The organism is Pseudarthrobacter sp. NPDC058329, assembly GCF_042879835.1.
In the GTDB taxonomy this organism is placed as follows: domain Bacteria; phylum Actinomycetota; class Actinomycetes; order Actinomycetales; family Micrococcaceae; genus Arthrobacter.
Window position 1 is genome coordinate 155,955 of the sequence record NZ_JBHVZR010000010.1, and the last position, 14,832, is coordinate 170,786.

The 14,832-nt window shown below is 64.5% G+C and carries 13 protein-coding genes, 1 tRNA gene and 1 rRNA gene; 7 read left to right on the forward strand and 8 right to left on the reverse strand.

What is annotated here, in order from left to right; translation table 11 throughout:
* Positions 1–9: 9 nt before the first annotated feature.
* The 3 genes from ACFVYC_RS14380 to ACFVYC_RS14390 all read right to left on the reverse strand — a co-directional run bounded on the left by ACFVYC_RS14380 (position 10) and on the right by ACFVYC_RS14390 (position 1,431).
* Positions 10–558, reverse strand: a complete 549-nt coding sequence (locus ACFVYC_RS14380) for a hypothetical protein (protein ID WP_387551170.1) — start codon at positions 556–558, stop codon at positions 10–12.
* Between the two features lie 274 nt (positions 559–832).
* On the reverse strand, positions 833–1,135 hold the full coding sequence (locus ACFVYC_RS14385; protein ID WP_387551173.1) for a DUF4193 domain-containing protein: 303 nt from the start codon (positions 1,133–1,135) through the stop codon (positions 833–835).
* Positions 1,136–1,227: 92 nt separating this feature from the next.
* Complete coding sequence (locus ACFVYC_RS14390) at positions 1,228–1,431, reverse strand: hypothetical protein (protein ID WP_387551175.1); 204 nt, start codon at positions 1,429–1,431, stop codon at positions 1,228–1,230.
* A 186-nt stretch (positions 1,432–1,617) separates the two neighbouring features.
* On the opposite strand from ACFVYC_RS14390, the gene ACFVYC_RS14395 reads away from it, so the two are divergent.
* Positions 1,618–3,039: an FAD-binding oxidoreductase gene (locus tag ACFVYC_RS14395; protein ID WP_387551178.1), complete on the forward strand. Its 1,422-nt coding sequence runs from the start codon at positions 1,618–1,620 to the stop codon at positions 3,037–3,039.
* Between the two features lie 39 nt (positions 3,040–3,078).
* On the opposite strand, the gene ACFVYC_RS14400 is transcribed toward ACFVYC_RS14395, so the two are convergent.
* Together ACFVYC_RS14400 and ACFVYC_RS14405 are read right to left on the reverse strand one after the other, a co-directional pair.
* Positions 3,079–3,152, reverse strand: a tRNA-Thr gene (locus ACFVYC_RS14400).
* 162 nt (positions 3,153–3,314) lie between these two features.
* Entirely contained in the window at positions 3,315–4,190 is an 876-nt protein-coding gene (locus ACFVYC_RS14405; protein ID WP_387551180.1) for a DsbA family protein, read from the reverse strand.
* A 179-nt stretch (positions 4,191–4,369) separates the two neighbouring features.
* Between ACFVYC_RS14405 and ACFVYC_RS14410 the strand changes: the two genes are divergently transcribed.
* From ACFVYC_RS14410 to ACFVYC_RS14425, 4 genes are all read left to right on the forward strand, one after another.
* Positions 4,370–5,872 (forward strand): trehalose-6-phosphate synthase, encoded by a 1,503-nt coding sequence (locus ACFVYC_RS14410; protein ID WP_387551183.1) that lies wholly within the window; start codon positions 4,370–4,372, stop codon positions 5,870–5,872.
* Positions 5,862–6,704 (forward strand): trehalose-phosphatase, encoded by an 843-nt coding sequence (gene otsB, locus ACFVYC_RS14415; RefSeq protein WP_387551219.1) that lies wholly within the window; start codon positions 5,862–5,864, stop codon positions 6,702–6,704. The genes ACFVYC_RS14410 and otsB overlap by 11 nt, the downstream gene beginning before the upstream one ends.
* Before the next feature lie 210 nt (positions 6,705–6,914).
* A complete protein-coding gene (locus ACFVYC_RS14420) occupies positions 6,915–7,997 on the forward strand; it encodes an ABC transporter ATP-binding protein (protein ID WP_387551185.1) in 1,083 nt (360 codons plus the stop codon).
* Positions 7,998–8,104: 107 nt separating this feature from the next.
* Positions 8,105–9,523 carry a DUF4032 domain-containing protein gene (locus ACFVYC_RS14425; protein WP_387551188.1) on the forward strand — a complete coding sequence of 473 codons (1,419 nt, stop codon included), beginning with the start codon at positions 8,105–8,107 and terminating at the stop codon, positions 9,521–9,523.
* Here the strand turns inward: ACFVYC_RS14425 and ACFVYC_RS14430 are convergent, their stop codons facing one another.
* The gene (locus ACFVYC_RS14430) at positions 9,524–10,894 is read right to left on the reverse strand and encodes an FAD-binding oxidoreductase (RefSeq protein WP_387551191.1); all 1,371 of its coding nucleotides are present in this window, start codon (positions 10,892–10,894) and stop codon (positions 9,524–9,526) included. It lies immediately after the preceding gene.
* 222 nt (positions 10,895–11,116) lie between these two features.
* Between ACFVYC_RS14430 and ACFVYC_RS14435 the strand changes: the two genes are divergently transcribed.
* A complete protein-coding gene (locus ACFVYC_RS14435; protein WP_387551194.1) occupies positions 11,117–12,847 on the forward strand; it encodes a glycoside hydrolase family 13 protein in 1,731 nt (576 codons plus the stop codon).
* A 2-nt stretch (positions 12,848–12,849) separates the two neighbouring features.
* Entirely contained in the window at positions 12,850–13,908 is a 1,059-nt protein-coding gene (locus ACFVYC_RS14440; protein ID WP_387551197.1) for a LacI family DNA-binding transcriptional regulator, read from the forward strand.
* A 17-nt stretch (positions 13,909–13,925) separates the two neighbouring features.
* Here ACFVYC_RS14440 and ACFVYC_RS14445 read toward each other — a convergent pair whose 3' ends face one another.
* On the reverse strand, positions 13,926–14,438 hold the full coding sequence (locus ACFVYC_RS14445; protein WP_387551200.1) for a hypothetical protein: 513 nt from the start codon (positions 14,436–14,438) through the stop codon (positions 13,926–13,928).
* A gap of 300 nt (positions 14,439–14,738) precedes the next feature.
* Positions 14,739–14,832, reverse strand: a 5S ribosomal RNA gene (gene rrf, locus ACFVYC_RS14450); the annotation flags it as partial.

Here is a 14,832-nt window from a genome sequence, read left to right on the forward strand (position 1 = left end):
CGGCGACCGTCACCAGAAGTGGGCGACGTCCACCACCAGCCGGGATCCGGACCCTGGTCCGTCCAGTGTCAGGACCCGGAAGGGCAGCCGGGCGCGGACGCCCACACCAACGGTGGTGTAGCCCTCGAAGCTTCCGGCGTAAACCGCCTGCCGGAAGGTCTGGTAAGCGGACACGTTGGACAGTTCTGTCCTGTTCCGGGGACTGTACGTGGCATTGCCGTTCTGATCGTAGGCGGGTGCCTTCAGGGTCAGCTGCAGTCGTGCACCACCCCGGACAGGGATGATTGCGCCGGAGCCGTCTTGCGTGATGTCGCTGACGTAGCCAACGGTGTAGCCCTTGACCGGGCCGTTGAGGTCAATCACCATCCGGTCGAAGCAGTAGTGCTGCCCGGTCCGGACGTTGGTGACGGAGGCGGTGCTGAAATCGGGTCCGGCTTTTGCGAGGGATCCCCATTGAAGACCGCAATACGACGTGGCAGCGGAGGCGGGCCCCGGAACCAGGATTCCCAGCCCGACAGCCATCAGGAGCGCCGTGAGCCAGATGAGGAGTTTTTTCATTGGGTGCCATCCAGAGGAGTGGAGCGATGTGGATAGGTCCAGAGTAGGAGCGTTTCAGGCCCGAAACGAGGGTTGTGGCCGCTTCGGGGCGCAACCGTGAGGAACGTTGAATCTGCATCACGCGGCTGTAAATCAAGGGCCTTTTTGCCGCCGTCCTTAACCTTTCCGGTGCCGTTTCTGGACCCGGCTGTTATACCGGATAACGACGTCGAAAAGACAAAACAGCGCCGGTCACCCGAGGGGTGGCCGGCGCTGTTTCGCGGACGTAGTAGTTTCAGCCTTCGCAGTCGCGGCAGTACTTCATGCCGTTCTTTTCGCGGGCCACCTGGGACCGGTGGCGGACCAGGAAGCATGAGGAGCAGGTGAACTCATCCGACTGCTCCGGAACAACAATGACAGTCAGTTCCTCGTTGGAAAGATCGGCACCGGGCAGGTCAATGCCCTCGGCCGTATCGTTTTCCTCGACGTCGATCACCGCGGTCTGCGCGTTGCCGCCACGTGAGGCCTGCAGGGCCTCGAGGGAGTCGGCAGTCGACTCTTCTTCTTGCTTGCGTGGAGCATCGTAATCGGTAGCCATAGCGTGTTCACTTTCGTTGCTGCACGGCACCATTTCAGGCACCTCAGTGAAGCAGTTTAGGTCATTATGCCTTCAGGCGCGCAAAAGTGTGTTCAAGCAGACATTCCGCCTGGTTCGGCCGCGGATTTTTCGTACTGTTCCCGTGCATGGCCCGCTCCGACTGCCACCCCGCTCAGTGCCGGCAGCCAGCCCCAGCGTGTCGCATCCGCCATGGCATCTGCCGCCTGGTCCGGGGTCTCGCAGTAGAAGGTATCCGCGAACCAGGCACGGACACGGGCAGGCAATTGAGCTGTCATGCCTGCGACGGTACGCAGCCTATGTTGTGGCCGCGTTTCGTCCTTGTCTCGCAGATATTAATCCGGCGCTGCTGCCCGAAGGGGGATAAACACAGACTGTTGACCCACCCGCTGAACTGCTCCTAGACTCCCGGCATCGGCAATCCCGGTGGGTTGTCCCAGCCCTTCGATCTGGAAGTAGCAGCGATGGCTACAGTTCATCAAAACCATCCGGAACGTGAAGTCCAGCAGTTACTGCATGAGTTACGTGGACGGCTGCAGGGATCGTTGCTTGAGCCGCAGGATCCGCTGTACGAGGAAGCGCGGACGGTGTGGAACGGCATGGTTGACCTCCGCCCCCGCGCCATCGTAAGGGCTGGAGCTGTCTCCGACATCGACATTGTGCTGGCTGCCGCCCGGCGCAGCGGCCTGGCGTTGGCGGTACGCGGCGGAGGACACAACGTTGCCGGCCATGGCACTGTGGACGGCGGCCTGGTCCTTGACCTGGGCGCGCTCCGGGCTGTCACGGTGGACGTCGGCAGCAGGCTGGTCACCGTCGAGCCGGGGGCCACCCTGGCTGATGTGGACGGGGCTACCACCGTCCATGGGTTGGCGGTTCCTCTGGGAGTCATCAGCGGAACCGGCGTGGCAGGACTCACCCTTGGCGGCGGGGTGGGCTGGCTGACGCGAACCGGCGGGCTGAGCCTGGACAACCTTGAATCCGTTGACCTCGTGACCCCCGGGGGCGGGCACCGGCACGCCAGCGGGAGCGAGAACCCGGAGTTGTTCTGGGGGCTGCGCGGCGGTGGCGGGAACTTCGGCGTCGTATCTTCTTTCACATTCCGCGCCCTTCCCCTGCCTTCGGAACCCCTCGGCGGCAATCTTTTCTACCGGCAACAGCACTGGAAGGCAACGCTGGTTGCCTTTGATGCCTGGACCCGTAACCTGCCGGACGACATGAACCCGATCATCTCGATCCTGGTTCTCCCTCCCCAGTTCGGCATGGGCAACGAGCCCTGGCTGATGCTTGGATTCACCTGGGCCGGCGCCGATCACCAGGCGGGCCTTGACCTCATCGACCAGTTCCGCGCTATTGCTCCGCCTGACGAAGAGGAGGTGGGACCAACGTCGTGGCCGGAGTGGCAAAAAGCTATGGACGTGGTGTTTCCCAAGGGCTCACGCGGTTACTGGAAAAACGTTTCGTTCTCGCGTCTGGACGAGGAGGTGGCAGAAGTTGTGGTGGGCTTCGCCTCCGAGGTGGTGTGGGAAGGAACCGGTATAGACATCCATCATCTGGAGGGCGTCTTCGGTCGGGTCCCGGGAGAAGCAACGGCCTTCCCGAACCGGTCGGCACGGTACTGGCTCAACGTTTACGGGTTCTGGCGGGACGCGGCCGAGGACGAGCGGCTGACAGCTTTCGCCCGCAAGGCCTACGCGCTGATGCGCCCGTTCGCCGAGGAGGGCGAGTACGTCAACTTCCTGGGGGCGGAGCCGGGAGTCGAGGAGGCAAACGCGGCGCGCATTGCCTACGGCCAGGACAAGTACCAGCGGCTCGTTGCCCTCAAGGACCAGTACGATCCGCAGAATCTCCTGCGCTTGAACCACAACATCCGGCCGACGGGTGCGTAGGGCGGGCCATCCGGATTTGCGGGCCAGGAAGACAGTCGGAGCCCCCTGTCGGATTCGAACCGACGACCCCCGCTTTACAAGAGCGGTGCTCTGGCCAACTGAGCTAAGGAGGCGTGCCCTGGCGGGCGGGCACCTGAACGGCGCTAGATAAGGTTAGCCCAAGTCCTCCCGGTGGTAAAAACGCCGGTTCTGGTGTCCGCGGAAGATGCCGGTGCAAAAGACAGGGCCCGCCTCCGGAACCTGTCCGGGGGCGGGCCCTGTAGCCCTGCGAAACTCTAGGCCTTGGCGTCGATTGCCGCCTGGATCTCAGCGTTCAGGTCCGCGGCGCCGTCCCACTGCTTGCCGTCGATGAAGACGGTGGGCGTTCCGGTGATGCCGGTGCGGTTGGCGAGCTCGGTGGAGTACTTCACGTAGGGGCGGAAAGTCTTGTCGTCCACGCAGCTGTTGATGTCGGCGTCGATGTCACCGGCCAGGGACTTCAGCTTGTCGTCAGAGAGTCCGGCTCCGCCTTCGGCAGGCTGGTTGGCAAACAGGAGGTCTACGTATTCGGAGTACTTTTCCGGTGCCTTGTCGGCTACGCAGGCAGCGGCGTTGGCTGCGCGTGAGGAGTAGTTGGTGGTGGACTGCCGGTCCAGGAAGCCCAGCGGACGGTACTCCATGGAGATCTTGCCCTCATTACGGAGCGTAGTGAGCGCCTCGTTGTAGGTGTTCTCGAACCGCAGGCAGACAGGGCAGATGAAGTCGATGTAGGCGATGACCTTTACCGGCTGGCCAGCTTCCGCCTCGGCGCCCGGCGCCACCACGGGGCTGGGCTGCGCATCAGGCTTGGCCGGAAGGCTGGCAATGTCCACTGTGGCCGGGTCTGTTTTTTTGACCTCGGTGTTGGCCAGCAATGTCACACCGCCGTTGACGTTGGCACTGGCCGGCACCGGCCCCTGGTCCGCGACGGGGGTGTTCTGCCGGATGCTGGTGGTCACCACCAACGCGATCACTGCCAGGATGGCCACAACGGCCGCCACAATTCCCCAGCCGATCAGCAGCTTGTTGCGCTTGTCCTTTTTCAGCTGGGCTTCACGGATCAGCCGCGCTTTCTCGCGGGCCTCCGCGGTGCGCTCAGCTTTGGACTTACGTACTTCGTTTGCGGGGCTCATGTGTTCCTTGGGTCGATCGACGAGGGGGACCAGTTCGTGGCAACCCTCTCATTTTAGGGGAGAAAACTGAGAGCTTGCCTGTTCAAGTATTCTGCCGGATTGACCAACGGACGAATAGCACGGAAGATTCCGTCCCGTTAGGGTGAACTAAGAGGCACTAGCAACCCCAGGGGGCCGCAATGCAAACACCCGTCCAGGAAAAACCTGCCACCGCAGCCGGGTCCGGCGCCGCCGGCTCCGGCCACAGCGGGGAAACAAAGTATGACTTCATGGTGGTCTCGAACAGGCTGCCGGTGGACCGCTGCGCCCCTGATGAAAGCGGCGGTGACGGCTCCGGGTGGCGCCGCTCCCCCGGCGGCCTGGTGACCGCGCTGGCACCGATGATGACCAAGTCCGACGGCGCCTGGGTGGGCTGGCACGGCGCCCCGGACGAGACGGTGGAACCCTTCAGCCACGGCGGCATGGACCTGGTCCCGGTACAGCTCAGCGCCGACGACGTCGAGCTCTACTACGAGGGCTTCTCCAACGCCACACTGTGGCCGCTTTACCATGACGTCATCGCCCCGCCTGAGTTCCACCGGACGTGGTGGGACGCCTACCGCAAGGTCAACAGAAGGTTCGCCGACGCCGTCATACGCCATGCCGACGAGGGCGCCACGGTGTGGATCCAGGACTACCAGCTGCAGCTGGTGCCACGGCTGCTCCGGGAAGCCCGGCCGGACCTCCGCATCGGTTTCTTCAACCACATTCCGTTCCCGCCGCCAGAGATCTTCGCCCAGCTGCCTTGGCGCCAGGCCATCATCGACGGCCTCCTCGGCGCCGACCTGGTGGGCTTCCAGCGTGCCAGCGATGCTGGAAACTTCATGCGTTCCGCCCGCCGCTTCCTGGGCGCCAGCGTCAAGCAGCAGCAGGTGCATGTCAAGGGCCAGGACGGGGAAATTACGCACATCGCCCGTGCCCAGGCGTTCCCCATTTCGATCGACGTCCAGCAGATCAGTGAGCTGGCCCAAAAGCCGGAGATCATTGAGCGGGCGCGCCAGATCCGCCAGGACCTTGGCAACCCGAAAACCATCCTGCTGGGCGTGGACCGGCTGGACTACACCAAGGGCATCCGGCACCGGCTGAAGGCGTTCGAAGAGCTCCTGGCCGACGGCAAGCTGTCTGTCGCGGACGCCACCCTGATCCAGGTTGCCAGCCCCAGCCGCGAGCGCGTTGAGCAGTACCGGCTCCTACGTGAGGAAGTGGAGGGCACGGTAGGCCACATCAACGGCACCTACGACACCCTTGAGAACACGGCGGTCCGCTACCTGCACCACAGCTACCCCGTGGAGGAGATGGTGGCCCTGTACCTGGCGGCCGACGTGATGCTGGTAACCGCCCTGCGGGACGGCATGAACCTGGTGGCCAAGGAGTACGTCACGGCCCGCACCAACAACGACGGTGCGTTGGTGCTCAGCGAGTTCGCCGGCGCCGCCGACCAGCTCAAGCAGGCGCTGCTGATGAATCCGCACGACATCGATGGCCTGAAGGGCGCGATCATGCGGGCGGTTGAGATGTCGCCCCGGGACGCCTCCCGGCGCATGCGAGCCATGCGCAAGCAGATCCTTGAGCACGACGTGGATTACTGGTCTGCGGAGTTCCTGCGTGCACTCGACGAGAAAGCGGTCCGTGATGACTCCTGACGGCCGGGCCGGCAACGGCAAGTTGACGCTGGCACCGGAACTTCGCGAGGCCCTTCGGCGCATCGCTGCGACCGATCATCTGCTGGTGGCCATGGACTTCGACGGCACCATGGCTCCCATCGTGGGCCATGCCGACGACGCCCGCCCCCTTCCGCGCGCAGCCACGGCGTTCGCCGGGCTCGCCGCCCTTCCCCGCACGACGACGGCGCTCATCTCCGGACGCGCCCTCGCCAGCCTGCGCGCAGTGGCGTCGCCGCCGGTGGACACGCTGCTGATCGGCAGCCACGGAGCAGAGGCCTGGCTGGGGCCGGGATCGACCGGATTGACGCTGGACCAGGATCAAAAGGTCCTGCTGGCCGAGGTCCGGACCATCCTGGCTGAGATTGCCGCGGAGGCGCCCGGCACCATGCTGGAGGACAAGCCGGCCGGTGTGGTCCTGCATACCCGCCTGGCCGAGGACGACGTCGCCCAGGACGCGGTATCAGCTGCACGTTCGCTGCTGCAGGACCGCAAGGGCGTCTTCCTCAAGGACGGAAAGCGGGTCCTGGAAACTTCAGTGGTGAACGCCTCCAAGGGCGAGGGGGTAACCTTCCTGCGGCAGGTCACCGGGGCCACGGCCCTCCTCTTTGCCGGTGACGACACCACGGATGAGGATGCGCTGGCCCGCCTGGGGCCTGGTGATGTAGGCGTGAAGGTAGGCCTGGATTTCACCCAGGCCCAGTACCGCGTGGAGGCACCGGTGCACGTGGCGGAGCTGCTGGAAGTACTGCTTCACGAGCGCAGCCTGGCCGTTGCCGAGGAAGACCAGCAGGGGTTCCACGGCAGAAGTTGAGCAAGGTCATATGTGACGTCCGTAACATTTGGAACGAAATGCTCAATATCTGACATACTCTTGCTTGTGATGTGGCGCACAAGAACCGTGCGGCGTCACTCGATGCTCCTCGGCCTGGCCGGGGAGCGTCTGCAAGACAAAACTGAACCAACATGAACCATTCACAACGGATCGTCCGGCACGTACCTGCCGGTGAAGGGATTGATAACTGTGGCTACAGTTACTTTTGATAACGCTACGCGTCTGTACCCGGGCACAGAAAAGCCCGCCGTCGATAAGCTCAACATCGACATCGCCGATGGCGAATTCCTTGTCCTCGTTGGACCCTCCGGTTGCGGTAAGTCCACCTCCCTGCGCATGCTCGCAGGCCTCGAGGACGTCAACGCAGGCCGTATCCTCATTGGCGACCGCGACGTCACCGACGTCCCGCCGAAGGACCGCGACATCGCGATGGTGTTCCAGAACTACGCGCTGTACCCGCACATGACTGTCGCGGACAACATGGGCTTCGCACTGAAGATCGCCGGTGTCTCCAAGGAAGAGCGTGCCGAGCGCGTCCGTGAAGCCGCCAAGCTTCTTGACCTTGAGCCGTACCTTGACCGCAAGCCGAAGGCACTCTCCGGCGGCCAGCGCCAGCGTGTTGCCATGGGCCGCGCCATCGTCCGTAACCCGCAGGTCTTCCTTATGGATGAGCCGCTGTCCAACCTTGACGCCAAGCTCCGCGTTCAGACCCGCACCCAGATCGCATCCCTGACCCGCCGCCTGGGCGTCACCACCGTTTACGTGACGCACGACCAGGTTGAGGCCATGACCATGGGCGACCGCGTGGCTGTGCTGAAGGACGGCCTGCTGATGCAGGTTGACACCCCGCGCAACCTCTACGACCGGCCCAAGAACGTCTTTGTTGCCGGCTTCATCGGCTCACCCGCCATGAACCTGCTCGAACTGCCGGTTGTCGACGGCGGCGTGCAGTTCGGCGGCACCGTTTACCCGGTACCGCGCGACGTCCTCGAAGAAGCACACGGCTCCACCGTGACGCTGGGCTCCCGCCCGGAGGACCTCGAGACTGCTCCGCACGGTGAAGGCCTGAAGGTGGAGGTCGACGTCGTCGAGGAACTCGGTGCCGACGCTTACGTCTACGGTCACACCACGCTTGACGGCAAGGACCACGACATCGTGGCACGCGTCGACGGCCGCCGCCCCCCGCTGAAGGGCGAGTCCATCTACGTCCGTCCGCAGTCGGGCCACGTGCACCTCTTCGACACCAAGACCGGCCTGCGCCTGGGCGACTAACATCCAGCCCTAATCCACTGACGGCGGCCCTCCTTCCTGGACGGGCCGCCGTCGGCGTTAACCCCTAATGTTTAGGCGAGCCGCCCTATGTACGAAAGAATTGACCCATGACCGAGGAAAACAGCGCCCAGTGGCACGACGAACCCACCGACTATGCGCAGATCGGCAAGCTGCCGCGGTTTGAGGCGGCCAGCGCCAATGACAGCAAGCTGTCCGCGGTCTCCAGCTCACTGAACATCACAGCGGCCGCCGCCGATCCCGAGCTCCTGGACCTCCCCTGGCACATCGCACTGGAGGACTGGCCGGCTGAAAACCTGGCAGCACTCCCCCGCGGCATCTCCCGGCATATCGTCCGCTTCGCGCACCTCGGCGGCTCCGTGATCGCCATCAAGGAAACCTCCGAGCACGTCGCCCGGCATGAATACCACATGCTCCGCAAACTGGCGCGGCTGGACGTTCCCTGCGTTGAACCGGTCGCCGTCATCACCGGCCGCACCACGCTGGACGGGCGGCCGTTGAACCCGGTGCTGGTCACCCGGCACCTGAAATTCTCTATGCCGTACCGTGCCCTCTTCTCGCAGATGCTGCGTAAGGACACACTCACGCGCCTGATTGATGCGCAGGCCCTGCTGATGGTGCGGCTGCACCTGATCGGCTTCTACTGGGGCGATGTTTCGCTGTCCAACACACTGTTCCGCCGCGACGCCGGCGCTTTCGCCGCCTACCTGGTGGACGCTGAAACCGGCGAGCTCTACCCGGACCTGTCCACCGGCCAGCGCGAATACGACCTTGAAATCGCGCGGGTGAACATTGCCGGTGAGCTGATGGACCTGCTGGACGGCGGGCTCATCGAGGAAAAGGTGGATCCGGTGGCCACCAGCGAGCTGATTATGGACAGCTACCGCCGCCTCTGGGCCGAGCTCACGGAAAAGGAATCCTTCGAACTCGGCGAACGCTGGCGGGTGGGCGCAAGGATCCGGCGGCTCAACGAACTCGGGTTCGACGTCGAGGAATACGCCATTAAAACCACCCAGAACGGGTCCACTATCCAGCTGCAGCCAAAGGTGGTTGACGCCGGGCACCACCAGCGCCGCCTGCTGCGCCTCACGGGTTTGGACGCGCAGGAAAATCAGGCGCGCCGGCTCCTCAACGACATGGATTCTTTCCGGGCGGACAATAACCCGGAGATGGACGAGGAATATAGCGCCCACCTGTGGGTCAGCCAGATCTTCGAGCCCATTGTCCGCTCCATTCCCCGCGACCTGTCCGGCAAGCTGGAGCCTGCCGAAGCGGTGCATGAGGTCCTGGAGCACCGCTGGTACATGTCCGAAAAGCAGGAGCGGCACATTCCCCTGGCGGAAGCAGTGCAGTCCTACATCGACTCCATCCTCCGGCACCGCCGGGATGAAGCCGCGATTATGCTCAACCCGGACACCGGGATGCTGAAGATCCTCGAGGTGGAAACCGAAGAGTCACGCTACGGTGATGACGAGTCGATCGACGAGTACCCGGACTCGGACGACTAACTAGATCGCCTTTCCTGGATTCAGGATGCCGGCCGGATCGAACAGGTCCTTGATCCGGCGCTGGAGCTCCCGGACCGGTTCCGGTTGTTCCTGGCCCAGCCACCGCAGCTTGTATTGCCCTACACCGTGTTCCCCGGTGATGGTGCCACCCATCTGCAGGGCTGCCGTGATGGATTCGTCAAGCACCTGCTGAAGCCTCGCCATGGCGCCTGTGTCCACCGTGCTGCCGTTCCGGTTTATCCAAAAAGTGGGGTGCAGGTTGCCGTCGCCGGCATGCGCCACTACCTTGAGGTGCACCCCGAAGCTGGCGGCCATGGCCTCCAGGGCAGCTACGTAGTCCACCAGGCGCGATCTGGGTACGGCGACGTCCTCTCCCACCCGGTACTCGTCGTCGACCTCCACACCCCTGCTGTGGCGCCTCAATTCCACCAGGCGTTCTGCCTCGGCGCTTGCCTCCGTGGTGACCGTTGCCCCGCCGGCTGCCAGTACTTCCCGGACCACTGCTGCCTCGGCGGCAGCGCCGAAGCCGTCCGTCTGGATCAGGAGCAGCGACCTGCCGCGCGACGTGAGGTCCGAGCCGTGGATTTCATCCAGCTGCGCCAGCGTGCCGCCGTCGAGCAATTCCATGATGGCCGGCTGCACCCGTGCCCTGCCCACGGCCAGGACCCCGGCCGCGGCGAGACGGAAGTCCGGGTAAAACGCCGCAATGGTGTGCACTTCGCGGGGAAGATACTTCAGGCGAACAGTCACCCCCACCACGATGCCAAGAGTTCCTTCCGAGCCAACAAACAGACCGGTCAGGTCGTAGCCGGCTACGCCCTTGAAGGTCTGGTGGCCGGTGTGAATGAGCGATCCGTCCGCCAGCACTATGTCCAGTGCGAGGATGGAGTCCCGGGTGACGCCGTACTTGGCGCACCGCAGGCCGCCTGCGTTGGTGGCCACATTGCCGCCAATTGTGGAGCTGCGGAAGCTGGCGGGGTCCGGTGCATACATCAGGCCGTGCGCCGCTGCTGCCTCGTTGAGCACGGCGTTGATGACTCCCGGTTGCACCACAGCTGTTTCGTCGTCAGGGCTCAGTTCCAGGATCCTGTCCATGCGTTCCAGGGACAGGATGACGCAGTCCTTGGTGGCGTGGGCGCCACCGGAAACACCTGTCCCGGCGCCCCGCGGCACGATGGGCACGGCACCGGTGGCGCAGATCCGCACTACCTCCTGCACGTCCGGTACCGACTCCGGGAAGACCACTGCCAGGGGCAGCTGGTAGTCGAGGATAGGCGCCTGGTCCACGGCGTACCGGCTCAGGGTTGCTTCTGTCCGGTCCACCTGGCCGGCGGCCAGTACCGTCTCCAGCTCCTCAACTACGCTTCCCACAAAGCCTCCACCCGTCGTCGCACATGTTTACCAGTGTAGGACCGGCCCAATGGGCGGTTTCATGAGGGCTCACTGCTGAAGAGGACGGATCCACTGTCCGGACATTTGGTGCAAGCGCTTCCAGTGTTGACCTGCGGAAAGGCAATTAATGACCGCGCAGCCTCCCGTGGACGCACTGGAAGCGTTTCCATGAAATAGGCCGGACAAGCTAAGCTTGCTTCCATGTCTGTCGAAACTGTGACGCCCAACACCGCTCCCCGGACCGGCCCGCTGAGCCTGATCCACTCTGATGACAGCCAGCCCGGCTGGTGGCGCTCAGCCGTGATCTACCAGGTGTATCCGCGTTCGTTCCGCGACCTCAATGGCGACGGCGTGGGAGACATTGCGGGCATTACGGAGGAACTGCCGCACCTGGCCGACCTCGGTGTCGACGCCATCTGGCTGTCTCCGTTTTTCCGCTCCCCGCAGCGTGACGCCGGCTACGATGTCAGCGACTACTGCGACGTGGACCCGATCTTCGGCACCCTTGGGGACTTCGACGTCATGATGGCGGAATCACACCGGCTGGGACTGCGGGTCATCGTGGACCTCGTGCCCAACCACTGCTCCGACCAGCACGCACTGTTCCAGGCAGCCCTGGCTGCGCCTGCCGGAAGCCCGGAGCGGGAAATGTTTATCTTCCGCGACGGCAACGGTCCCGAAGGCCATGAGCCGCCCAATAATTGGCAGTCCCACTTCGGCGGTCCGGCCTGGACCCGGGTAACCGGGCCCGATGGCCAGCCGGACCAGTGGTACCTGCACCTCTTTGATTCGTCCCAGCCCGACTTCAACTGGGACAACCCCGCCGTTCACACCGAGTTCGAACGGATTCTCCGGTTCTGGCTGGACCGGGGTGTTTCCGGTTTCCGTGTAGACGTCGCCCACGCGCTCGTCAAGGCACCGGGGCTCCCGGCATGGGGAGGGCGGGCTGACGGCGGAAGCTCAGACGGCTTCCCCGGCCATGAGGCACCGATGTTCGGCCAGCCGGCCATCCACGACATCTACCGCGCCTGGCGACGGATCCTGGACCAGTACGGCCCGGACCGGATCCTGTGCGCAGAAGCCAGCGTCGACCTCCCTCGGCTTGCCCACTGGGTCAGGGCCGACGAGATGCACCAGGCCTTCAACTTCCCGTACCTGCACGCCGGGCTGGATGTGCACCGGCTTCGGACGGTGATTACGGACTCGCTGACCGTCCTGGGCGCTGTGGGGGCTCCCAGCACCTGGGTGCTTTCCAACCACGACGTCGTCCGCCACGCCACCCGCTTCGGCTACAACGGGCAGGGGCCCCGCGACGGAGACGGCATCGGCCCCGCCGATCCTCAGCCCGACACACACCTGGGCCGGCACCGGGCTGCTGCCGCCTCCCTGTTTATGCTGGGGCTGCCCGGGGCTGCCTACCTTTACCAGGGTGAGGAGCTTGGGCTGCCCGACGGTATCGATATCCCGGGGAACCTGCGCCAGGATCCCACTTTCGCCCGGACAGGCGGGGAACGGCTGGGCCGGGACGGTTGCCGCGTTCCCCTGCCCTGGCGGGCTGCTGAACGCCACCTCGGCTTCGGCTCCGGCAAAAACCCCTGGCTGCCGCTTCCCCCCTCGTTTGCGGAATTGGCGAGGGACCTGCAGGCCGGCTCGCCGTCGTCGCACCTTTCCCTCTACCGGACCATGCTGGCAGCCCGCAGGGAGCTGGACCTGGGACGCGGATCCCTGGCATGGGCGGAGGACTGGTGCACGGATTCGTCCCTGGCCTATGTCAACGGCACTACGCTGGTGCTTATGAACCTCCACCACGAGCCACTGGAAATGCCCGCCGGCCAGGTCCTCGTCCGCAGTACGCTTTCCGGGCTGGAGGGCCTCCTGGCTTCGGGCGAAACAGCCTGGATCCGGATTGGACCGGACTCCTCCAGCGATTGAGCATGGCGGGGATAAAGGACGTCGCAGACAAAGCCGGTTTGTCGGTCGCAACAGTCTCGCGGGCGCTCAGCGGTAAATCGAACGTCTCCGCCAAGAGCCGGAAACTGGCGCTGGAGGCTGCGGGGGAACTGGGGTTCGTCCCGTCCTATCACGCCTCCAGCCTGGCCTCCGGGCGGAACCACAATGTAGGCCTCGTGGTACCGTCCATCCACCGCTGGTATTTCTCTTCCGTGCTGGAGGGTGTATCTGCCACCCTTCTGGACGCCGGTTACGACCTGACGCTTTACAACGTGGGCGACCAACCGGAGCGCCGCCAGAGCGTGTTGAACGATTTCCTGCTCCGGAAGCGCCTCGACGCTGTGATCGCCGTTGCGCTGGTGCTCAGCGACGACGAGATCCAGCAGCTACTGGCCGTCCACCGCCCGATTGTGGGCATCGGCGGCACTCTGCCCGGAGCCTCCACGATCAGGATCGACGACGAGCGGCTGGCCCGGAAGGCCACCGACCACCTGATCCGGCTCGGGCACACCCGGATAGCCCACGTCACCGGCGACGCCGCCATGAACCAGGACTTCAAGCTCCCGGGCATCCGGCAAGCGGGTTACCAACAGGCCATGCACATGGCGGGCTTGGAGATACGGCCGGAATGGCAGACCACGGCGGACTTCACCGTCCACGGCGCCTACATTGCCGCCCGCCAGCTCTTGGGAGCTGCAGCGGAGCGGCCCACAGCGGTGTTCGCCGCGTCCGACGAGATGGCCGTGGGCACTATCCTTGCCGCCCGCGATTTCGGCCTGCAGGTTCCGCGGGACCTCTCGGTGGTGGGCATGGACGGGCATGAACTGGGCGAGACTTTCGGCCTGACCACCGTGGATCAGGATCCCCGCGGGCAGGGCGCCCTTGCTGCCAGGACTGCACTGCGGTTGCTCGGGCCCAGGAGCGGATCCGACGACGCCTTGGCCGCACCGGAAGCCGATCTGGAGTTCAGGACAAACTTCGTGATCAGGACCAGCACTGCAGTGCCGCCGGACGAGCCCGGCCGACGGCGGCCCTCAACCTGACGCACTGGTGGGCGCGGTCATCCCTTCTCCTCGTCGGCCTCCGGGACGCCCATAAAACGGCAATACCGGGCAAGGACCAAGGGCCAGGCGGCAATGTACTGTTCACGGGTGGCGGCAGGGTTCTCGGCCCCTTCCCAGCCGTCGTGGAAGATGCGTACTTCCGTGCCGTCCTGGACGGCACGGAAGGCCACCCGCAGCTCGGTGGACCACAGCGCGCTGGAGCCGGGGTGCCAGGTCGCGTGGAAGGACAGCGGCGGCTGCCAGTCGTCAAGCGTGCCCCAAATGCTGGTCCGGCCGTCGTCGGCCGTTTCCAGGATGAGGTTTTCCTCGAACTCCACGTAAGAGCCCGCGCCGTACACACCGATTTTGTCCAGAGGCCACCAAAGGTGCGTGTGGTCGGTAAAGCCGGCGAAGGCGTGCGCAACGCTTCCCGGCACCACCACTGTGTGGACGACGGGTTCGAGGAGCTCGAGGGAACTCTCGTCATCGCTTCCAAACTTATCGTTGCCGTGGCTGAAGAGGCTGCTCATGGTGCCCCACTCTACCTGTGCCCACGCACGGCCAACGCTCAATCACTTCCTGCGGGTTTCCAGGCGACGCTCGATCATTTCCTGTCGCGTTTGCGCGGGTCCTCTATCAGTATGGGAGGGGTGCTCGACGGCGGTGCTGCCGCGGGTGGTGATAGGGCATCGTGGTTTGGGTTGCAGCAAGTGAGAGAGCGTCCCCGGGTTTCCTGCAGGAGGTGATAGAGCGTCCCCGGGTTCCCTGCGGGTGGGTGGTTAAAGCAGTAGGGCCCTGACGTCTTTTGTCAGGGCCCTACTGTAATTTATGTCCGGCGGTGACCTACTCTCCCACACCCTCCCGGGTGCAGTACCATCGGCGCTGTGGGTCTTAGCTTCCGGGTTCGGAATGGGACCGGGCGTT